The organism is Bacillus sp. GC_Bacil_1, assembly GCF_026540675.1.
Lineage (GTDB): Bacteria > Bacillota > Bacilli > Bacillales > Bacillaceae_G > Bacillus_A > Bacillus_A cereus.
Genome location: NZ_JALNUG010000027.1, coordinates 27,917 through 51,264, shown reverse-complemented (window position 1 = coordinate 51,264; position 23,348 = coordinate 27,917). Strand labels below are relative to the sequence as shown.

Below are 23,348 nucleotides of genomic sequence, written 5' to 3'. Positions count from 1 at the left end.
CAAGCGTTATTGTATTAGTATTGAGGGTTTTCATTTATTTTAAACAATGAAATTTCGAAAATAAAAAGCTCCTTCCATTAAGAAAGGAGCTCAAAGGCACGTGCTGGCCAATCGGTAATGATGACATCTACACCATAATCAATCATAGTTTGTAAATCTTTGTATTCGTTAATTGTATATGGACGGAAAACATATCCTTGCTCTTGTGCTAATTGCACAAATTCTTTCGTTAATAGCTGGAAGTTTGGATGTAATCCACTTGCTTTTCTCTGTTTTGCTTCGGCAATTGGATCAGCAATCGGTGTATCATATAAAATTGCTCTTGGGATTTCAGGAGCAATTTCTGCTAATAATGAAACAGAGTCATGGTTAAATGATGAAAATACAATTTGATTAGAAAGATGATATTCGCGCACAAGTGCAACAGCTTTTTCCTCAATATTTGGGTAATGAATAACATCTGTCTTTAATTCAATATTTAGTTGTAAGTTCGTTGTGGAAAGCCAAATGAAAATCTCACGCAACGTTGGGATTTTTGCTTCATGGAAAGAAGGGTCTTTATAGCTACCAGCGTCCAATGATTGTAGTTCCTCTACCGTTTTTTCCGAAACAAGTCCAACGCCATTTGTTGTACGATCGACGGTTTCATCGTGAATTACGACAAGTTCACCATCTTTTGATAAGTGGACATCGAGTTCAATTCCGTGAGCGCCAATGCGTTCTGCTTCTTGGAAGGCAATCATCGTATTTTCGGGATGTGTACCTTTTACTCCGCGGTGAGCGAAAATAAGTGGTTTACTCATGTGAAATTCTCCTTATTATCTCTTTTCTTTCATTATGAAACTGCTTTAGGGAAAATACAATTGAATATGATAAACATTTACAAAAGTCTAACAGTTGCAGAAAAGTTAACGTTAACGTAAAATGTAATAATCAAGTGAAGGGAGGAATAAACATGTATAAAATTGATGAAGTAACAAAGCAAGTCGGTTTAACAAAACGTACACTTCGTTATTATGAGGAAATTGGTTTAATTCATCCCCCAGAACGTAGTGAGGGGAATATTCGTCTGTATACGGATGAGGATATTGCCAGAATTAAAAGAATTGTAGAAGCGAAAGAAGTGCTAGGAATCACACTTCAAGAAATGCAGCATTTCTTATCACTAAAAGAAAGAATGGAGCAAAGAAGAAATAGCGAGAACCCTCGTGATCGTGAAGTGATTCAAGAAATTAAAGATATGCTTGAAAAACAAGTGCAAACGTTAGACGAAAAAATGGAGCAAATGCAACGTGTAAAGGCAGAACTTGAAGATAGTTTACATCGTGCAGTAACATTTTTAGAGAGCACAAAAGGAGAGTAATCAAAATGGAGAGCAAACAAAAACTAGGGAGATTGATTACAGTGGTGGCTACCTTCCTTGCCTTTTCGGGTATAGGAGTAGTCGACCCAATTTTGCCGATTATTGCAGAGAAAATTGGTGCAACGCATTGGCAAGTTGAAATGTTATTTACTGCTTATATTTTAACGATGGCAATCATGATGTTACCAGCTGGTATATTTGCATCAAGATTTGGTGATAAACGGATGATGACAATCGGTCTTGCGATTGTGACTGTATTTGCGTTTATATGTGGTATATCGCAAACGATTGCTCAATTATCTCTTTTCCGTGCTGGATGGGGATTAGGAAATGCGATGTTTTTTGCTACAGCAATGACGCTGTTAATAGCATTAAGTAAAGAAGTTCATGAAGCAGTAGGATTATACGAAGCAGCGATTGGCTTAGGTATGGCTGGGGGGCCGTTATTGGGTGGAATATTAGGTGGACATTCTTGGCGTTATCCATTTTTCGCGACGAGTATTTTAATTTTCTTAGCATTTATTTTAGTATTCTTTTTTGTAAAAGAACCGGAGCGAAAAGTGAAGCGTAAGGCTGCTGGCGTAGGAGAATTACTTAACCTGGTGAAGTATAAACCGTTTATGCAAGGTGCGATTTCAGGAATGTTATACTACTACGGATTTTTCGTTGTGTTAGCATATTCACCACTTATTATGCATTTATCAGCTATTCAATTAGGCTTTGTATTTTGCGGATGGGGATTAGCGTTAGCTTACGGTTCTGCAATTTTAGCACATAAGCTAGAAGGGAAATATGAACCAAAAACATTATTGAAGGGTAGTTTACTTGTATTTGCGATTTTCTTAATTGCACTATTCTTTGTGAAAATTATGTGGTTACAAATTACTCTTATCGTTTTATCAGGATTAGCATCTGGCTTAAACAATGCATTATATACAAGTTATGTAATGGATATTTCACCTTATGAAAGATCTGTTACGTCAGGTGTTTATAACTTTGTTCGTTGGTTAGGGGGCGCAATTGCTCCGATTTTATCAGGAATTATCGGTCATACTGTTTCACCACAAAGTCCGTTTTTAGTAGGAGGAATTGTGGTGTTAGTTGGTTGTATTATGATCCTAATTCCAATTCGTAAACCAGTAGAAATAGAGACAAAAGCCCTTTCTTAAGAAAGGGTTTTCTTTATACATATATGTTAGAACCCTCTGACTAAAATATATTTTCGGTATTTTTGTACTTTTAACTATACATTTTGGATGTTTTGTTTTATTTTTGTTAGGGGACATTAATGATGTCCCTATTATAAATTTGCATTGAAAGGCGTGATTGTACGATGGAACTATGGTTCACTGAAAAACAAACAAAACATTTTGGGATTACGGCGCGTATTAACCGCACATTACATACGGAGCAAACAGAATTCCAAAAACTTGATATGGTTGAAACGGAAGAGTTCGGAAACATGCTTATTTTAGATGGCATGGTTATGACAACAGAAAAAGATGAGTTCGTTTATCATGAAATGGTAGCGCACGTACCTTTATTTACACATCCTAACCCTGAAAACGTATTAGTTGTTGGTGGCGGTGATGGTGGTGTTATTCGTGAAGTGTTAAAACACCCAAGTGTAAAGAAAGCAACTCTTGTTGAAATCGATGGAAAAGTAATTGAGTACTCTAAACAATACTTACCATCAATTGCAGGCGCATTAGATAATGAGCGTGTAGAAGTAAAAGTAGGAGACGGTTTCCTACATATCGCAGAAAGCGAAAATGAATACGATGTAATTATGGTAGATTCTACTGAGCCAGTAGGACCAGCAGTAAACCTATTTACAAAAGGCTTCTACGCTGGAATTTCAAAAGCGTTAAAAGAAGATGGTATTTTCGTTGCACAAACGGACAACCCTTGGTTCACACCAGAGTTAATTACGACTGTGTTTAAAGATGTAAAAGAAATTTTCCCAATTACTCGTTTATACACAGCTAATATTCCAACATACCCAAGTGGTCTTTGGACGTTCACAATTGGATCTAAAAAACATGATCCATTAGAAGTAAGTGAAGAGCGTTTCCACGAAATCGAAACGAAATACTACACAAAAGAATTACACAACGCAGCATTCGCATTACCGAAATTTGTTGGCGATTTAATTAAGTAAGAAAATCGAGCTTGAACAAATAAAGTGTGAGTAGCTCATTTAAGGTGTTTGTCCAGAAGACTTGAACATGCTAGCTACTTACACTTCTGTAGAGAAAATCGTCTTCTTGTTGTTAAAAAGAAGACCCGGTAAATCGAGAAAGAGGAGCAATTCGCTCCAAATTTGAGAAATAGTGAAAGGTTGGGATACCTTAAGTTCCACATAAGGAGGAAAAGAATATGCGTTTTGATGAAGCTTATTCAGGTAAAGTATTTATTAAAAGTCATCCAAGTTTTGAAGAGTCAAAGGTAGTTATTTATGGGATGCCTATGGATTGGACAGTAAGTTACCGTCCAGGATCTCGTTTTGGCCCTGCACGTATTCGTGAAGTATCAATCGGTCTTGAAGAATATAGTCCGTATTTAGATCGTGAATTAGAAGAGGTAAAATATTTTGATGCGGGTGATATCCCATTACCATTCGGAAACGCACAACGCAGCTTAGACATGATTGAAGAGTATGTATCAAAACTTTTAGATGCCGATAAGTTTCCACTAGGTCTCGGCGGTGAGCACCTAGTGTCTTGGCCAATTTTTAAGGCAATGGCAAAAAAATATCCGGATTTAGCAATCATCCACATGGATGCTCATACTGATTTACGTGAATCGTATGAAGGGGAGCCTTTATCCCACTCTACACCAATTCGTAAAGTGTGTGATTTAATTGGTCCGGAAAACGTATATTCTTTCGGAATTCGTTCTGGAATGAAGGAAGAATTTGAATGGGCGAAAGAAGTAGGTATGAACTTATATAAATTTGACGTATTAGAACCGTTAAAAGAAGTATTACCGAAACTTGCTGGACGCCCAGTCTATGTCACAATCGACATTGATGTATTAGACCCAGCTCACGCTCCAGGAACAGGAACGTTAGAAGCTGGCGGTATCACATCTAAAGAATTATTAGATTCCATCGTAGCAATTGCAAATTCAAATATAAATGTAGTTGGAGCAGACTTAGTAGAAGTAGCCCCAGTCTACGACCATAGTGATCAAACACCAGTCGCAGCAAGCAAATTCGTGCGGGAAATGCTGCTCGGTTGGGTAAAATAAAAGTGAAGCCGACTGTTTAGACCCGGTGACTAAGGTTCTTTCCTGCAAAAGGTGCTTTTTACCTTTTGGCAGGGAAGGTTCTTAGACGCAAGGGTCTAGGAGGCGTAACTGGATAGAAATAAAAGCGGAAGCGGCTCGCTCAGAATGTGAGGGGGATGGAGCTTCAGACGTAGAGGCTCTTTTTGCCTCGAAGGAAGAAGCGAAGCCACCGATCATTCTAGCCGCTGCAGCTAGATAAAGTAAGAGCCCTCTATATGATTAGAGGGCTCTTGCTTTGTCGTTATGTGTCGGTAAGTCGATATATTTAAAAAATCGCCGATATAATTTCATTTACCGTTACGCAACACAAAAAAAGCTATTCTCAAACGATGGGAATAGCTCTTTTTCTTATGCAACCTTCTCTTCCGAAGTAACTCCACGAATTTCATCAGCAGAGCGGATCGGATATTTACGGAACACAATAGACCCGATGTATCCGACAATAGTGGTAACGATTCCACATAGTACAGCAGCAATCGTTACTTTTATAACGTCATTAAATCCGAATAGGACAAGAAGACCTGGAATTGGTGATGCTGTTCCTGGTGCATTATTAACAAGCTGGAATAGCGATGTAATAATACCGGCAAGTGCACCGCCAACGAAGTTTGTTGCATAAATTGGAATTGGATTTGCTGAAACAACATCTGCTTGTGTTAAAGGCTCGATTGCTACAGCGATTGTGTCTTTCTTTGAGCAAATTTTTAGTCGCTTAAAGAAAATAAAGTTCATCGGGGCTGAGGCTGCTACGGCAAGACTACCAATTGCCATTGGTAAACCTGTTAATCCAAGCATTGCAGTTAGTGCCATAGAACTCAGTGGAGAGGTAGAAATAACTGTTATTAATCCACCAAGCATAATACCCATAATGATAGGACTTTCTGTAGTTGCAACTGATATCATAGAACCGATTTTACCAAGTGTTGCGTTAACGAGCGGATCCATAAGCATTGCCATTCCACGTGAGATTGGTGCAGCGATAAATAGGATTGCTAAAAATTCCACACCAGCCGGTAATTTCTTTTCGAGAAATTTCACGACGAAGGCACAAACGTATCCGGCGAAAAATCCTGGTAAAATACCGAATCCACTAGTAGCGATACCAATTAAAACAGCGTATACGGGGGAAACACCGATTGCTAATGCGACTAAAATCGCTGCTGCGACACCGCTCATACTACCAGAAGCTTCTCCTACTGATTGTAAAAAGTCATTATGAAACATTTCTCCACCTATATAACGGTGAAATGCTTCAATAAGAAAACTTGCGATTGCTGCATTAGCTAAAGCGCCCATCGCCTTCATTCCGTAAGGCGCACGGTAACTGAAAAGTGTAAATAGACAAAGTACAACAAGTAATAGTGCTAAACCTTGCAAGATAGCCATTTGAAAACTGTCTCCTTTGATTTTTGTAATAAAAATTCGTATCATTCAATAATAATATAAAAGTGTATGAAACGGAAAAATTTTTTCTTGGGAACTTGCTTTAAGAAAAAATCCCTTACAATAATGTAAGGAAAGTGTAAGACTTTTAGATAGAGTATAGTATGCTCTTTTCCGTATAATACAAGTATAGATATAATACTAGTGAGAAAGAAGTGCAAACAGGAGGCGCATGTATGAAATTGGTAATTAAAGTTTTAGCTGTATTCGCCATCATTTTAGGGGGAACAGCATATTATTTAAACACAAAAACAGAAGGTGTACATGCTTTTGTAGACAACTTCTTTTCAAATAAAGAAATACAAGATTATTATGCGGTTGTAGATAAAGGTGAGAAAAAAGACGGTGAATATTTGTATACATTTAAAGGGTATACAGAGGACGGAAAGCAACAAATTATTAAAAGAATGGTAAATCGTGAATTGCATGCAGGTGCTTTTATAAAAATTTATGCAAAAGGTATGCAAGGAAAAGGATGGGCTGAAATAACGAAAGAGTCAATCCCGCAAAAAGCATTGCAAAAAATAGAAAAATCATAAAAGGAGCGAATCGTTCGCTCCTTTTTTAGTGCGTTAAAATAGTGATAGATGTATTTTCTTTGTTAGAAATGATTTTGGCATGTCCACCAATTGGAAAAGTAAAAATTGGAGTTGTATGTCCAAAATTTGCATTTGCAATGATAGGAATATGTGCAAGTTCAGGTTTTGAAGAAATCATTTCTTGAATGTCCGCTATCGTACATTCTGCTTCTTTTTGCATTCTTCCTATTACAATACCTGTTATATGTTCAAAATCAGGTTGCTGCATAAGGGAATGTAGATAGCGATCAAAAGTTTTAAGCGTTGATTTTCCTGTTAAACTGTCTTCTTCAAGGAATAAAATTTTGCCCTTTAAGTTTGGCATATATGGTGTGCCTTGTAGTAAATTAAGTGTGCTCATATTGCCACCGATAATTTTTCCTGTCGCTTCCCCCTCTTGAATTGGAACATACCCTTCATTTTTTATAAATTCTCGATTTTCCTGATCCATATACCAAGAATCATCGCTCCACGTTTCCGCCGGAATGATTTCAATAGGCTCATTAGTGGTTAAGCATTGTAAAAAGTAATCGTTTGTATACTCGAGCCCTTTCTCCATTCCAAATGAAGAGAAGTGGGGACCCGAATATGTAACAAGCCCTGTTTTTGTGTAAATTGCATTATTTAAGGCAGTAATATCAGAATAACCACAGAAAAATTTCAGGTTTTTACGAATTAGATCATAATCGAGATGTTTCAATAAACCATTGGAGTTGTATCCGCCAAGTGTCGTCAAAATAGCTTTTACATTAGGGTCTCCAAATGCTTCATGGAGGTCTTGAATGCGGGAAGAAATAGAAGAGGAAGCAAATTGATCTATCTCATCGGCATATTTTGAGAATGTAACTTGAAAGCCCATGTCAGTTAATCTTTTTGTAGCAAGTTTTCTATTTTCATTTGAAACAATACTTAAACTACAGGATGGTGAAATCACGCGTATTTCATCACCCTTTTTTAACTTTGTTGGTATCACTGAATTCACCTCTATAATTAAAAGAATATTTAGATTTAAAAAATATTTTATCACATGAAATAAAGTAGAAGTGAATTATTTTTTGAAATGGAGTTTTCCTGATTTTTCAGCAGACAGACAGCGTCTTTTTTTGATATGATAGGAAAAGTGATTTATTATAAGTAGTATTTAATATCTATAACATTTGAAAGGTGTGCAAGACGTGAAGAAACAACTTGCAGGCTTGCCGGTACACGTTCATTTCGTAACAGAAATCCGTGAAGGGGCGAGGAAGGAAACCGTTGCTTTTGAAGCAAATGGTCAATACTATGTAAAAGGTCAAGGTACATATGTAACATTCCAGGAGCCGAACGAACAAGGCGAAGTGAAAACAATTATTAAAATTCAAGATGAACAAGTTCTCATTATGCGTTCAGGTGCTATTTCTATGCGTCAGACGCATGTGAAAGGTGAATGGACAACGGGTACGTATACGAGTGAACTTGGTACGTTTGCACTGCAAACGAAAACTGATAACGTTCTTTTTAAATGGTCGGATGAAAAGAAAAAAGGACAACTCTTCTTAACGTACGCATTGCTTCTAAGTGAACAAGAAGCTGGCAGATATACAATTACAATTAATTTGAAGGAGGCAAAATAATGAATTCCTTAGAACAGGTAAAAGGATTGATTAAAGAAGAAATTCAAGCTGCTGTATTAAAGGCAGAATTAGCGACAGAAGAACAGATTCCAAACGTTGTATTAGAATCTCCAAAAGATAAAACAAATGGTGACTTCTCTACAAATATGGCAATGCAACTTGCACGCGTTGCGAAAAAAGCACCTCGTATGATTGCAGAAGAACTAGTTGCAAACTTCGATAAAGCAAAAGCTTCTATTGAAAAAATCGAAATCGCTGGTCCTGGTTTTATTAACTTCTATATGGATAATAGCTACTTAACAGATTTAATTCCAACAATCGTAAACGCTAGTGAAGCTTACGGTGAAACGAACACTGGTAAAGGTGAAAAAGTACAAGTTGAGTTCGTATCTGCGAATCCAACAGGTGACCTTCACTTAGGACATGCACGTGGTGCGGCAGTAGGTGACACTTTATGTAACGTATTAGCAAAAGCAGGATACGATGTATCTCGTGAGTACTATATTAATGATGCTGGTAACCAAATTCATAACTTAGCTCTTTCTGTTGAAGCTCGTTACATGCAAGCTTTAGGTTTAGAGAAAGAAATGCCAGAAGACGGTTACCATGGTGCGGATATCATTGGAATCGGTAAACGTTTAGCTGAAGAGTTTGGTGATCGTTACGCAAAAGCTGATGAAAAAGAAAGCTATGAATTCTACCGTGAATATGGTTTGAAATATGAGTTAGCAAAACTTCAAAAAGACTTAGAGAGCTTCCGTGTTAAATTTGATGTATGGTTCTCAGAAACATCATTATACAAAAACGGAAAAATTGATGCTGCACTTGCTGTATTAAAAGAGCGTGATGAAATCTTTGAAGAAGGCGGAGCAACTTGGTTCCGTTCAATGACTTACGGTGACGACAAAAACCGTGTATTAATTAAAAATGACGGTTCTTACACATACTTAACGCCAGATATCGCTTATCACCGTGATAAATTAGAGCGTGGTTTCGATAAGTTAATCAACATTTGGGGTGCTGACCACCACGGTTACATTCCTCGTATGAAAGCTGCTATTCAAGCGCTAGGTTACGATAAAGAAACACTTGAAGTAGAAATCATCCAAATGGTACAACTGTACCAAAATGGTGAAAAAATGAAAATGAGTAAGCGTACAGGTAAAGCAGTTACACTTCGTGAGCTTATGGAAGAAGTAGGCGTGGACGCAATGAGATACTTCTTCGCGATGCGTAGCGGTGATTCTCATTTAGACTTCGATATGGACTTAGCTGTATCAAAATCTAATGAAAACCCAGTATACTATGCACAATATGCTCATGCTCGTGTATGCAGTATCCTTCGTCAAGGTGAAGAGTTAGGATTAGCTGCAGATGGAGACGTGAATTACAAACTTGTTACTTCTGAGAAAGAAGTAGAGTTACTGAAAAAACTTGGTGAATTCCCAGCTGTAGTTGCGGATGCAGCACAAAAACGTCTGCCACACCGCATTACAAGCTATGCATTTGAATTAGCAGCAGCATTACACAGCTTCTACAATGCAGAAAAAGTATTGAACCAAGATAACTTAGAATTAAGTAAAGCTCGTTACGAGTTAATGAAAGCAGTACGCACTACACTTCAAAATGCATTAGCAATCGTAGGAGTATCTGCACCAGAAAAAATGTAATTAAGAAAAGCGAAAGCGGCTCGTTTAGAATAGGAGGGGGATGGAGCTCCTGACAGAGAGGCGTACTTTGCCTCGGAGGAAGGCACGAAGCCACCGAGTATTCTAGCAAAGCGGAGCCGATTTTTCGCTTTCAGTAAAAGGCAATCACACGATGTTGTGATTGCCTTTTTGTATGGAGATAATAAAAAAATAAAATTTTATCAAACAAAAGGATAATTTGCGTCGTCTTATATAAATGACAGGAGGCTTATGATGGAAGAAAAGGTAGAAGAATTAATTGATATATATAAGCAGCAAATATATTCCTTATGCTATAAGTTAGCGAAAACGAAAGAAGATGCGGAAGATATTTTTCAAGAGACGTGGATAAAGGTTTTTTCATCAAGGCACCAACTTTCTTATGTGGATAATTATAAAAAGTGGATTACTACAATTTGTGTTCGTACGTTTTATGATTTTTATCGTAAGAAAAAAAGGTGGAAAGATCGAATATTGGATTTGTTTCATAAAGAAGATGGTGGAGAAATAGATTTCGCAGATGAAGTGAATATATCAGAAGAATTTATTCAAAAAGTGGAAGCGGAAATGATACGGGAAGTAATACAGTTATTAAATGAAAAATATAAAACGGTACTCGTACTCTATTACTATGAACAATATTCTTACAAGGAAATGAGTGAAATATTAAATATACCGATTGGTACGGTAATGGTGAAAGATGGTTTTGTAAAAGTGAATTGGGAAGCAAAATAAAGGGCCCTTGAGAAAGGCCCTTTATCTTATTGGATTGTATAAGTAACAGAAAAACTAACAGGACTATAGTAAACGTAAGGTGCATGAAATTGAACGTACATATTTCCATCTGTTTTTGCAGTGAAAATTCGGCCGTAACCATCAGAATAACGTCCAATAAGGTTATGATTTGAGTCATAAACACTGTAACTAGGAGTTTTGCTGTTAGGTTGAATTGTTAACTCTTGTCCCTTTTGAAGGAAAACAGGTTCTTGTTCAGAACTACCTCCAGTTTGCAAAGAATAAAATTTTGTAAAGCTTTGTTCTTGAGCGGCAGCAGCGACTTTTGTTTCAGGAATAAACGCGGTAGCGCCGGTAATTCCTGCTAAAGTTAACGCACCTGCTAAAATCATTTTTTTCATAATAGAAAAAGCCTCCTTATAAGTTGTAATCGATATTGTTACAGTTAATATTGTATACGATAATGAGGAGGATAAAATATGCTTTTATGCATATATATTTTTTCTCAATAAAAGACCACTGATAAAAATCAGTGGTCTTTTATTGATTAAGCAGCTTTCTGTTCAGTTTGAGTAACAGGTTTTTGAAGCGAGTTATAAACCCCTGTTCCGATAACGTCTAATGCTATTTTCATTCGTTCAGGTGAAATATTTTCTAATACGTTATCTTGAGGTGTATGGTATACCTTTTCAATATGATAGATTAATGGATTCCAACTATCGACACCCATCCAAATAAATAGAGCAGCAGGAATACCAGCTTCAGCAAATGGAACATGATCACTAGAACCGAATTTACCTTGTAGGACGAGGTCATTATTTAGTTGTTTACCTGCTTGCAAGGCAGCATCTGTTACAAAGTTTGTAGAGCCATCAGGTGTCATAGCGTATAAATTCTTTGCTTTATCATAATTTGTTGCAACCATGTCTGCGTTAAAGACACCTAAAATTCGATTGCGTTCTTTTTGGGATAGACTATTAACGTAATAATCGGAGCCAAGTAAGCCAGTCTCTTCAGAACCAAAGGTAATAAAACGAATTTCCTTATCAGTTTCTACATTTTGAAAAGCACGAGCTAGTTCTAATACTAATCCAGTTCCAGAAGCATTATCATTTGCGCCAGGTGCTCCGACAACACTATCATAGTGCGAACTTACAACGACTGCTTTTTCATTACCGGTACTCTTTTTTGGTTTCTTTTTGGCGATAACATTTAGAGATGTTAATTTAGATTCATGTCTCGCTTTTAGGGAAAGAATTGTTGTCCCTTTTTTAGCGATTTCTTCTTTAAATGCATTTCCTTGCGCATAAGCAAGACCAAAGACAGGGATAGATTGCTTTTTCGTTAGGCGGGGATTGAAGGTTTGTCCATAATTTCCGCGTCCGCCAATTAAACTGTATAAAAGAACACCTTTTGCACCTTTGCTAACAGCATTTTCAACTTGTTTATTATAGTCTGTAATTGTCGTTCCTCTTTCAAATAAAACAATTTTACCGTTTACTTCATTTGGAATATCTTCTAATTTTGTCCCACCTTGAACAAAGATAAGGGGAGCTGTAACAGCTTCTGTAGAAATTAGTGAATTAGGAGCAGCACCAGCTTGCCAATTACGTTTTATTGATAGTGGTGATTCAATGAATCCAACGTACTGATCGGGCACCTGAAATGGCTGATATTCTACTTCATAGCCCATCGATTTAAGCTGCATACCAATGTAACGAGAAGCCCATTCTTCGGATTTTGTTCCACCGGGTCGAGGACCAATTGTTTCAGATAAGAAACGAACATGCTCAATTGCGCGGTTTGGATCAATCTGTTTTGTAATAGATGGAGTTTGTGTAACCTCTGACGTGGAATCCGCTTTTGCTTGCCCAATTGGAGCTAAGCTAACAGCGAGTGATACAGCAAGCAAAGAGCTTACTATTTTTTGTTTCAATGATTTTCTCATTTTTTCCTCTCCTATTCTTCTATTCTCTGTGACTGACAAAAGAAGACGGATAATGACTTTATTTTACCTTCGTGTCTTTTATTTTTCAATATTCTGACATTGAGAAATAAAAACAATATATGCATATTTGCATATTTTTGAGGAAGATATGTATGCTATCATTTTAAACGAAGGTTCGCTTTCTACTCTGAAAGCTCCTACATTGCATGAATCTAGTGTACCCAAACTTTAGATTATGTAGAGAAATGGAACCACTGTAGGGTTTCATTTCTCATGTTTGAATCAGTTGATGGTAATTATGTTTCCGCATTTCATAATTATTATCAGTGATATATGTAAGGCATCCATATGAAAATAAGAGGCTGTTCAAAGGTTTTCCGTACTTTTGGGCAGCCTCACCCCGTTAAAAGGACGATACTTTATGTATCGTCCTTTTTGTATAAAAAAACATCCAATCAATTGAGAGATTGATTGGATGTAAAAACATTATTAATAATGTTTTTTGCGTTTTGTAGCTAAAATACTTAATAATCCAGCTAGTAGAAGGACGATACCTACTGTTTGTGTAGGGTCTTCTTTATGACCTGTATTTGGAAGGTGTTTATCCGTATTTCGATCATCTTGCTGTTTGTTATCTGTTTCATTTGATGTTTCTTCGGAAGTTCCGTTTTTGTGTTTCTCAGATGTTTCATTGCCTTTGTTTTCTTCTTTATTTGGAGGAGTAACTGGCTTGTCATCTCCACCTGACGAAGATTCAATCTTTTTATTTGAAACTGTAATTTGTAGTGGTGTAGCTTGGGCTTTATCAATTGTAAAGTTTATTGGTGATGCATCTAATTGATAGCCTTTAGGAGCCTGTGTTTCTACTAATTGATAATTACCAGGTTTCAAATCATTTACGATTACTTTTCCGTGTTGGTCTGTTTTTAAACCTTCTCGGATGATTTTTCCATCTTGGTCTAAAATATTGAAAATGGCACCTTCAAGTGTTCCATGGTGATCAATATCAACTTTAGTTAACTCAATTGAACCTGTTGTTAAACTATTTAAAGCTGTAACAGAGGTAACCTGAGATTGTCCTTTCGTAATTGTGAAAGGAATTGGTTTAATGTTTAAATCATAGCCAGTTGGAGCTTTCGTTTCAATAAACAGATAATCTCCTGGACGTAAATCAGAAACAGAAATCTTCCCATCTTTATCAGTAGTTAAATCAGAACGAATATCCTTGCCGTCCATATCTACAATTTTAAAGATAGCCCCTTTAAGAGTAGTACCGTCGATGTTATCAACTTTAGTTAATTCAACTGCGCCTTTAGTTAAGCTGTTAGTAGCAGTAACAGAAGCTTTAGCAGTTTGACTCTTTTCAACAGTAAACTTGATAGGATTTTGGTTTAAGTCATAATGCTTAGGAGCTTTCGTTTCAATAAACTGATAATCTCCCGGACGTAAATCAGAAACAGAAATCTTCCCATCTTTATCAGTAGTTAAATCAGAACGAACATCCTTGCCGTCCATATCTACAATTTTAAAGATTGCTCCTTCAAGAGTAGTACCATCGATGTCATCAACTTTAGTTAATTTAACTGCGCCTTTAGTTAAGCTATTCGTAGCAGTAACAGAGGCGATTTTTTCTTGGCCTTTTTTAACTGTGAACTTAATAGGTGTTTTGTTTAAGTCATAGTGTTCAGGAGCTTTTGTTTCGATAAACTCATAGTCTCCTGGCGGTAATTCATCCACAACTAAACGGCCGTTTTTATCAGTAGTTAAATCGGTACGAACATCGTGTCCATCCTTATTAACAATTTTAAATACTGCACCTTCAAGTGTTGTGTTTTGCTTGACATCATCAACTTTAATTAACTCAACACTACCTTTCGTTAAGCTATTAATAGCTGTAACGAAGACATGCTTTGTTTGACTTCTTTCGATTGTGAACTTAATTGGTTCTTCATTTAAGTCGTAATGTTTAGGAGCTTTTGTTTCAATAAATTGATAGTCTCCTGGTTGTAAGTCTTTAGCGATGATTTTTCCGTCTTTATTGGTAACTAAATTCGTACGAATGTCGTTACCGTTCAGATCAGTAATTTTAAATACCGCACCTTCTAGCATTTCTTTCTTATCTATAGAGTCAACTTTCGTTAATTCCACGCCACCTTTTGTTAGGCCATTCTTAGCAGTAACAGAAGCGTGAGTTAGTTGACTTCTTTCGATAGTGAAGCTAATAGGTGTTTTATTTAAATCGTAATGCTTAGGAGCTTTCGTTTCAATGAATTGATAGTCTCCTGGGCGTAAGTTCGTAGCAGTAATCTTACCATCTTTATCAGTAGTTAAATCAGTGCGAACAATTTTACCTTTCGCATCGATGATGTTAAACACTGCATCAGAAAGTTTTGTATCTGGATTTATATCATCCACTTTTATTAATTCTACAGCACCCTCAGTTAAGCTATTTGTAGTAGTAACTTGGAGCTTTTCTTTTTGGCTTTTCTTAATTGTAAACTTAATAGGTGTACTATCTAATTTATAGTGTTCAGGAGCTTTCGTTTCAACAAACTGATAGTCCCCAGGACGTAAATCAGAAACAGAAATTTTTCCATGTACATCTGTTGTAAGCTCAGTACGAATCTCGTTACCATTCAGATCAGTAATTTTAAATACCGCATCTTTAAGAGCAGTACCATCTACATCATCCACTTTAGAAAGTTCCACAGCGCCTTTCGTTAAGCTATTTGTAGCTGTAACGGAGATAGGATCAGCTTGGCTCTTTGTAATTGTGAATGGAATTGGCTCTTTGTTTAAATCGTAGTGTTTCGGAGCCGTTGTCTCGATGAATTGATAATCACCAGGACGTAGGTCAGAAACGCTAATTTTACCTTGTTGATTCGTAACAAGATTTTTGCGAATTACAGTACCATTCATATCCACAATTTTAAATACTGCGCCTTCAAGAGTAGTGCCATCGACGTCATCCACTTTAGAAAGTTCCACGCCGCCTTTTGTTAAACTATTTTTCATAGTAACGGTAGCAATATCTTTTTGGCTTTTTTCAATTGTAAATATAATTGGTTTTTTGTCTAAATCATAGTGTTCAGGAGCCGTTATTTCAACGAATTGATACGTACCAGGACGTAAGTTTTCAATAACGATTTTACCTTCACTGTTTGTTTTTAAATCTGTTTTAAGTACTTTGCCATCTTGATCCAGTAAATTAAATACCGCATCAGCAAGTTTTGTTTGAGTGTTTAAATCATCAACTTTAAGTAATTCGATACTACCTTGTTTTAAGCTATTTGTAGCAGTTAAAGAAATAGCTTTCTTCTGTCCTTTTTCAATAGTGAATTTGATTGGTGTTTCATCTAAAACGTAATGCTTAGGAGCTTTCGTTTCGATAAATTGGTAATCACCAGGACGTAGGTCGTTAATTTCGATTATTCCTTGTTCATTTGTAACAAGGTCTTTATGAACTACATCACCGTTCATATTAACAATTTTAAATACTGCATCTTTAAGAACAGTGCCATCAACATCGTCTACTTTAGAAAGTTTAACTGCACCCTTTGTTAAAGCATTTGTAGCAGTGATATGAAGAGTTTCAGTTTGGCTCTTTTTAATTGTAAATACGATAGGTTTTTTATCTAAATCGTAATGTTCAGGAGCAATTGTTTCAACGAATTGATACGTACCAGGACGTAGGTTTTCAACAACAATTTTACCTTCATCATTTGTTTTTAAGCCTTCTTTAACTAGCTCTCCGTCTGCATCTAATAAATTAAATACGGCGTTAGCAAGTTTTGTAGTTATATCAATATCGTCAATCTTTGTTAGTTCAACGCTACCGTTTTTCAAAGCATTTTTGCCTGTAACATTGATCGCTTTCGTTTGACTTCTTTCAATTGTAAATGGAATCGTTGTTTCATCTAATACATAGTGCTCAGGAGCTTTTGTTTCAATGAACTGATAGTCTCCAGGGCGTAAATCAGAAACAGAAATTTTACCGTTTTTATCTGTAACAAGATTCGTATGAACTTCCTTACCATTCATATCCACAATCTTAAAGATTGCACCTTCGAGCATCGTACGATCGATGTCATCAATTTTTGTTAATGTTACTGCACCTTTCTTTAAACTGTTAGTAGCAGTAACATTAATATTCTCTTTTTGACTTTTTTCGATAGTGAATGGAATAGGGTCTTTGCTTAAGGTATAGTCTTTTGGAGCTTTTACTTCAATAAATTGATAGTCTCCAGGACGTAAATCAGAAGCAGAAATTTTACCGTTTTTATCAGTTGTTAAACCTTTGCGAATTACCTTTTTAGTATCATGAGCGTCAACGATTATAAATTCTGCACCTTCAAGAGTAGTGCCATCAACATCATCAACTTTTGTTAAAGTGACGCCACCTGTAAGTAAACTATTTTTTACAGTAACAGGGATAGGAAGATCTTCCTTACTACCTTTTTTAATTGTGAACTTAATAGGTGTTTTGTCTAATTTATAATGTTCAGGGGCTTTTGTTTCGATAAATTGATAATCCCCTGGTGCTAAATCAGGAATAACTAATACTCCGTAATCATCTGTTGTTAAATCTTTCATAATTTCTTTGCCAGTTGCATCTTGCAATGTGAATACAGCGCCGGCAAGAGCTTTACTACTTTCCACATCATCTTCTTTAATAAGTTTAACTTTTCCTTTCGTTAAACTATTTTTAAATGTAAGTGGAAGGAGTTTTTGTTGTTCTTTTTCGATTGTAAATTCAATTGGTTCTACATTTACATCGTAATAAGTTGGAGCCTTTGTTTCGATAAGCTTATAGTTACCAGGACGTAAGTCATCTACAACTAGCATTCCTTTACTATTCGTAACAAGGTCCGTACGAACATCTTCATTAGTATCTCTATTAACGATTTTAAATACTGCACCTTCAAGTGTTTCCTTTTCATCTGCAGCATTCACTTTTGTTAACTCAATACCGCCTTTTGTTAAGCTGTTTTTAGCGGTAACAGTAGCCTGAGTTGTTTGACTTTCTGTAATCGTAAATTTAATTGGTTTTGTATTTTTGTCGTAATACTTCGGTGCTGTTACTTCGATAAATTTATAATCGCCAGGGCGTAAGCCAGTAGCGATAGCTTTACCATCCGCACCAGTTTTTACATTTTCGCGAATAACTTTCTTTTCATCATTTGCATCAACAATTTTAAATACAGCACCTTCAAGAGCTGTACCATCGATATCATCAACTTTTGTTAATTCAACATCTCCTGGTTTTAAAGCATTTTCAGCTTTCACAAGTAGAGTTTCTTTCTGACTTCTATCGATTGTAAATTCAATAGGTTCTGCTCGTAAAACGTAATGTTCAGGAGCAGCTATTTCAATAAATTTATACGTACCAGGACGTAGGTTACTAACTTTAACTTTACCGTGTTTATCAGTAGTTAAGTTAGTGTGAGGGGAAACGTCATTATTATTTGTATCGACAAGTTTGAATACAGCACCTTCTAGTGGTTTTTTCTCACCAAACTCATCAACTTTTAATAATTCAACCTCGCCCGTTTTTAAGCTGTTATTTGCCGTAACAGTAGCAAGAGTTTGTTGGCTTTTATCAATTGTAAACTCGATAGGGTTTGTACTTAACGTATAATCCTTAGGAGCTTCTGTTTCGATAAATTTATAAGCACCAGGCTCTAGATCTTTAACGGTAACTTTTCCATCTGAACCTGTTTTTATATTTTCACGAATTACTTGTTTCTCGTCATTCGCATCGACAATTTTAAATACAGCACCTTCAAGGGCAGTGCCATCGACATCATCGACTTTCGTTAAAGTGACACCACCTTTAATGAGGTGATTTGTCGCTGTAACAGTAAGTGCTTTCTGTTGGCTCTTTTCAACTGTAAATTTAAGCGGTTTTTTATCTATTTCATAATGTTCAGGTGCTTTTTCTTCAACAAATTGGTACTCTCCAGGAAGTAAATTTTTCGCTTCGATTTGTCCGTTACCATTTGTCGTTAATTTGGTATAACCAGGGATTTTTTTGTTATTTCGGTCCCGTACACTAAATACTGCACCTTCTAAAGTATTACCCTCTTTATCAACTTTTTTTAGGATAGCTGAGCCTCTAATTAAGCTGTTTTGGGCCTCTTTATTAATTACTGTTGTTTGATCTTCCTCGATTTTAAATTCAATAAGTCGATCATCTAATTGATAATGCTCAGGAGCCTTTATTTCTTTTAAGTAGTAAGTTCCTGGTTTTAAATTATCTACAGTAATTTGTCCTTTATCATTTGTTATTAATTCTTTATGTTCAGGAATGACATTATGGTTTTGATCAAGCAGAGAGAAAACTGCATTTTTAAGCTTTTCTTTGTTATGAGCATCGGTCTTTGTAAGTACTACTTTTCCAACAAATTTCTCGTTTTTAAGAGTATATGTTGTAGTTTCTTCTGCACCAAGCTTAACAAGTTTACCTGCTTTTAATTCTTTACTAATGACATAGCCATCAAGAGTTTTCATTTCTCTAAGCAGATATTCATCGCGTTTTAAGTTGTTAAACTGAGCGATACCATTGTCGTCTGTTGTAATTGTTCGAATAGCAGTTGTACCTGTGCGATCGAATAAAGTAAATACTACGCCAGATAAAATTTTATTTGGATCTGCATTATCTACTTTTTTAATTTGAAGGTTTCCGCGTCCCTTAGTAGCAGAACCGCCTCCAGATCCAGAAGATACTTTAACTACTATTTCTTCAATTTTTTCAGTTTCTGTTAATTTCAAACTATTACCAATAATCTTCGCTTTATTGCTTACCTTTTCATTATTGTCTGCATTAATGAGTGAACGGTATTCTAAAATATAAGCTCGATCAATAGTATGAAGAAATTCAATTGTAAATTGTTGTTTCCCCGTATTGTTGTCTGTTGTTATTTTGAGTTTATAGTCTTTTCCTTCTTTTAATTCGTTTGTTGTATCTTTCGTTAAAGTGCCATCCACGGCTACTGTTGTCCCATATAGGTGGAATGACTTTTCATCGAGAATTTGATTGTCTGTCGGATCGTCTGTTACGACAGCATTTTCAATCGTTGATTGACTTGCATTAATAGAAACGCTCCAATCAATGTACTTGTCATTTTGTTTTGCTTTTTTCGTAACGCCGCTACCACCATTTTTGATCTCGAATGCACCATGAATATTGGCGATAGTTTCCGATCCATCTTTTAATTTGGCGTAATTATCATAGCGCTTATTAATTTCTTCACCTGCAAGTGAAGTTTTAAAGCTGATATGGTACGCTGTTTTAATTTCATTTTTAAAATAAATCGTTAATGTATTTTTATTATCTTTCGTTGCATTTTCTACCGTATATTCGTCAGGGGAAACAAGTGCCCCTAATTTATAACCGTCTGCACCACCAGTTAATTCCATATGATGAATCTCAATGGAGTCTGGTATAAGTTTTTGATTGTTTTCTAGTACGTCAACGATAGAAGGGTCTTTAATAGTCCTGTTATTATAGTTAAACCCTATGTCCCATTTGATTTCTTTCGTTTGGGCATTGTAAGAACCGTATTTAAATCCGTTTCCTTTTGTATAGCCGTCAGGATTGAATCTATCATGAGATTTACTATTTTTATCGTTCCCATTTATATCTTTCCATGATAACTCAGCTGTATTTTTGAATGATCTATTATCATCCTTTTTAGATAGAGTCTCGTAATTAAAGTCTGTTGTGTACGTGATGGTTAAAGTTTTATCCATATTAGACTTATAAATACCAGCTAGTGTTACTTTGAATCCGTCAGCTGTTACATCAAGTGTGTAATCAGAGTCTAATTTCAGTTCAGTTGATCCATCAGTAATTTTGAAACTATCTTTTTGTAATGTAAGTCCACTATAGTCAAACGTATCAGTGATAACAGCATCATTTAACACGTAATTGTTATCATTTACAATAATTGTCCATTTCGTTGTTTTCTTATTGTAATCTGTATCGTTTGCATTTTTATTATGTTTCTTTATGATGCTTTGTTGTTGTAATGTAACTTTGTTTGTTTTACTCCATTTTCCATCTGCAATAATTGTATTTTCGATTTCGCCATCTTGTATAACATCATTCTTGGCTTTCGATGTATAAGTAATCACATAGGCACTATTAATATCTTCATTAAATTGTAAATCAAATCCCTCATCGGTTTCTTTTACAGTAAAGTTTGTGGCGTTGTCACCTGTAACAAGTTTTCCGTTATTATCATAAGAAGCATTTTTAACCACGATAGAACTTGCATCAACTTTATGAGATTTGTCCAAGATGTCTTTTAAAAGCGCATCAGATTGTTTAATATCTCTCTGGTCACCGTTGAAAGTAATTGTCCATTCAATTGTCTGTGTTTTTGGATTATATTTACTAGTTTTCTCTAGATGTGTACCGCGTGAAACAGTTACAGTTGCATTTGCGGATACATCTCCTTGATTCTTGCTGGATACTTTTGCTTCATTTTTGAAACTAGTAACACTTTCGTCAGTAATTTTTGTCGCATATTCAATTTGATATGCTTTTTTCGTTTCATTTTTAAAAGCGATATTTAATTTATCGGAAGATGAAGTGAGTGTATATTCTTCTTTACTAACTTCGGCTCCACGAGTTGTCTTCCCGTTAATATCTACTTCTAACTCATAAACCTTAATAGAATCTTCATTGAGACTGGCTCCATTTGGAATATTGTCTTGGAAGACAGCGTTTGTAAGAATGTCTTTTGTTTTGTTCATTTCGACTGTCCAATTAATTTGATTCGTATTAATCGGTCTATCAGGTATACCTTTTTTATTCATAGATTTCTTTACATTAGGTTTGAAATCAAGCTCGATAATAACGTCTTGTTCTTTAATTGGGAAAGGAATTTTTTGTTCCGTAGTCCCTTTAATTTTTGTTTTATTAAATTCGGTACCAACTTTTAAATGACCATCTATATTAGGGTTGTCTTCAACGTACTCGTTAAAAGTCATAGTTACTTTTCCGTTTAAGTCAACAACGAACGTCCCAATTTCATGTCCTGTTCCATCAACTAAAGGCTGTGTAATGGTGTTGTGGACGATAAAATATTCCGGAAGTTGGAAAATATAGTAATCTCCCTTTTTTACTTTTAATGATTCTAAAACTTCCCATGTAAAATCGATATTGGCAGCAGAATCAGGATTTGGACGATTATCTGTATCATTAAATGGTTTTCCGTCTTTATCTGTTAATTTTACGCTTGTTAAAATATTTTCTTTAATTTGCTTAGGTGATGGGTCTGGATTTTCAACAGGTTGCCCTGTTGTGTTATCACCAGGGTTCTCAGTAGGTTGCTGTGTCCCGCCATCTTTTGGCTGTTCCATAGGCTGCTGAGGATTCCCATCTTTCGGCTGTTCCGCAGGTTGCTGAGTGTTCCCGTCTTTTGGTTGTTCCGCAGGTTTCTGCTGTGTCTCACCATCTTTTGACTTTTTCGCAGGCTGCTGAGGATTCCCGTCTTTTGGTTGTTCCGCAGGTTTCTGCTGTGTTTCACCATCTTTTGGCTGTTCAGTAGGTTGCTGTGCGTCACCGTTCTTTTGCTCTTCGGTAGTCTGCTTAGCATCATCACTATTAATAGTAGGTGAAGTAGGGTTATCTACTTGAACAGGAACTGAGATAGTCTTAGCTACTGTACCTAGAGGGAAAGTGAGTGGGACGGCTTTTATGCCAGGTTTTAAATCTGGATTGAATACAGTGTCAAATTTAATTTTTCCCTTAACACCTTTTGAATCTTTTACTGAATCGTTAAAGACTATTTTCATTTTGTTATCGTTTGCCGTAACAAAATATTGACCAATAATTTGTTGATCTGCCATCAAGTTTCCTTGTTGGTCATTTTTTACTTTTAATGCGTTAGGTATTTGAAGAACTGTTGCATCTTTTTCTTGTGCAATTTGATGATCTTTTATTGACCAAGCATATTCTAGGTGAATGATTGATCCTGCATTTATTAAGTTTTTAGGATTTAATGCTTCGTCAATAATATAATTCGTTGCATCTTTCATTTCAACAGTGTCAAATAAGGAATCTCCTGTTAAGGTTTCCGCTTTTACTTGATTGTATGGAAAACTAGCAAGCTGCGAAAATAGTACGAATACAATTAAACATACATTGAAAAGTTTTTTCATTTTTCCTCCTCTGAACATTCATTTGTCCATTGGGGACTTATTCCACATGAACAAATGGAATATTAAAAGTATTTGTTATAAGCTATTTGTTTTTGCTATCCCTCCGTTTCTATACGCGTTCTCAGACAAACTGGGTTATGTTCAAAGTAATATTATTTAACGTAAAACAAAATGTATATTTACACAGTTATTTGGAAATATACACAATTCGACAAAAAATGTCGAAAAAAATACTGATATAAAGAATGATATCAGACCTTTATATGTGAGATAGTTTTCATGTATATCTAGTAAAAAAGAATGGTTATAAAGGTAAGTTTTACGATACATACTAACCAAGGTAGTGTATCCCTTTGTGAAGGCTTATTTTTGCCTTAAAGTTATGTGGAGATAAAAAGCTAGATAGGGTTGTTTTTGGTCAGAATGAAGACAATATGTACTTTGAAAATAGTCATCTATTTTGTCTAAAGAGAGTTGTATGGTTAGTGGACCGAAGTTGAAAGACGATAGTTTCTTACA

At 35.8% G+C, this 23,348-nt stretch carries 14 protein-coding genes; 8 read left to right on the top strand and 6 right to left on the bottom strand.

From position 1 onward, the window contains the following. Positions 1-77: 77 nt before the first annotated feature. Positions 78-803, bottom strand: a complete 726-nt coding sequence (locus OXT04_RS27370) for a glycerophosphodiester phosphodiesterase (protein ID WP_000042783.1) — start codon at positions 801-803, stop codon at positions 78-80. Between the two features lie 152 nt (positions 804-955). Between OXT04_RS27370 and OXT04_RS27365 the strand changes: the two genes are divergently transcribed. The 4 genes from OXT04_RS27365 to speB all read left to right on the top strand — a co-directional run bounded on the left by OXT04_RS27365 (position 956) and on the right by speB (position 4,615). Continuing rightward, on the top strand, positions 956-1,363 hold the full coding sequence (locus OXT04_RS27365) for a MerR family transcriptional regulator (protein ID WP_000276560.1): 408 nt from the start codon (positions 956-958) through the stop codon (positions 1,361-1,363). Between the two features lie 5 nt (positions 1,364-1,368). Then, the gene (locus OXT04_RS27360; protein WP_000444233.1) at positions 1,369-2,532 is read left to right on the top strand and encodes an MFS transporter; all 1,164 of its coding nucleotides are present in this window, start codon (positions 1,369-1,371) and stop codon (positions 2,530-2,532) included. Between the two features lie 164 nt (positions 2,533-2,696). After that, positions 2,697-3,524, top strand: a complete 828-nt coding sequence (speE, locus tag OXT04_RS27355; RefSeq protein ID WP_000424696.1) for a polyamine aminopropyltransferase — start codon at positions 2,697-2,699, stop codon at positions 3,522-3,524. 218 nt (positions 3,525-3,742) lie between these two features. Continuing rightward, on the top strand, positions 3,743-4,615 hold the full coding sequence (gene speB / locus OXT04_RS27350) for an agmatinase (protein ID WP_001209831.1): 873 nt from the start codon (positions 3,743-3,745) through the stop codon (positions 4,613-4,615). A gap of 387 nt (positions 4,616-5,002) precedes the next feature. Here the strand turns inward: speB and OXT04_RS27345 are convergent, their stop codons facing one another. Further along, positions 5,003-6,040: a PTS sugar transporter subunit IIC gene (locus tag OXT04_RS27345; RefSeq protein WP_000996313.1), complete on the bottom strand. Its 1,038-nt coding sequence runs from the start codon at positions 6,038-6,040 to the stop codon at positions 5,003-5,005. A 233-nt stretch (positions 6,041-6,273) separates the two neighbouring features. On the opposite strand from OXT04_RS27345, the gene OXT04_RS27340 reads away from it, so the two are divergent. Further along, a complete protein-coding gene (locus OXT04_RS27340; protein ID WP_000779932.1) occupies positions 6,274-6,636 on the top strand; it encodes a YxeA family protein in 363 nt (120 codons plus the stop codon). Positions 6,637-6,661: 25 nt separating this feature from the next. Here the strand turns inward: OXT04_RS27340 and OXT04_RS27335 are convergent, their stop codons facing one another. Continuing rightward, on the bottom strand, positions 6,662-7,648 hold the full coding sequence (locus tag OXT04_RS27335) for a S66 family peptidase (protein ID WP_097821984.1): 987 nt from the start codon (positions 7,646-7,648) through the stop codon (positions 6,662-6,664). Positions 7,649-7,850: 202 nt separating this feature from the next. On the opposite strand from OXT04_RS27335, the gene OXT04_RS27330 reads away from it, so the two are divergent. From OXT04_RS27330 to OXT04_RS27320, 3 genes are all read left to right on the top strand, one after another. Then, the gene (locus OXT04_RS27330; RefSeq protein ID WP_000744343.1) at positions 7,851-8,288 is read left to right on the top strand and encodes a YwiB family protein; all 438 of its coding nucleotides are present in this window, start codon (positions 7,851-7,853) and stop codon (positions 8,286-8,288) included. Continuing rightward, positions 8,288-9,958: an arginine--tRNA ligase gene (gene argS, locus OXT04_RS27325; RefSeq protein ID WP_001086467.1), complete on the top strand. Its 1,671-nt coding sequence runs from the start codon at positions 8,288-8,290 to the stop codon at positions 9,956-9,958. Before OXT04_RS27330 ends, argS begins: the two co-directional genes overlap by 1 nt. Positions 9,959-10,210: 252 nt before the next feature. Continuing rightward, a complete protein-coding gene (locus OXT04_RS27320) occupies positions 10,211-10,711 on the top strand; it encodes an RNA polymerase sigma factor (protein WP_139213327.1) in 501 nt (166 codons plus the stop codon). A gap of 26 nt (positions 10,712-10,737) precedes the next feature. Here OXT04_RS27320 and OXT04_RS27315 read toward each other — a convergent pair whose 3' ends face one another. The 3 genes from OXT04_RS27315 to OXT04_RS27305 form a co-directional block, all read right to left on the bottom strand. Continuing rightward, positions 10,738-11,112, bottom strand: coding sequence for a hypothetical protein (locus tag OXT04_RS27315; protein ID WP_000738223.1), 375 nt, complete (start codon positions 11,110-11,112; stop codon positions 10,738-10,740). A gap of 146 nt (positions 11,113-11,258) precedes the next feature. Continuing rightward, positions 11,259-12,659 (bottom strand): M28 family metallopeptidase, encoded by a 1,401-nt coding sequence (locus OXT04_RS27310; protein WP_098235725.1) that lies wholly within the window; start codon positions 12,657-12,659, stop codon positions 11,259-11,261. Between the two features lie 489 nt (positions 12,660-13,148). After that, positions 13,149-22,829 carry a SpaA isopeptide-forming pilin-related protein gene (locus OXT04_RS27305; protein ID WP_267418697.1) on the bottom strand — a complete coding sequence of 3,227 codons (9,681 nt, stop codon included), beginning with the start codon at positions 22,827-22,829 and terminating at the stop codon, positions 13,149-13,151. Positions 22,830-23,348 lie beyond the last annotated feature (519 nt).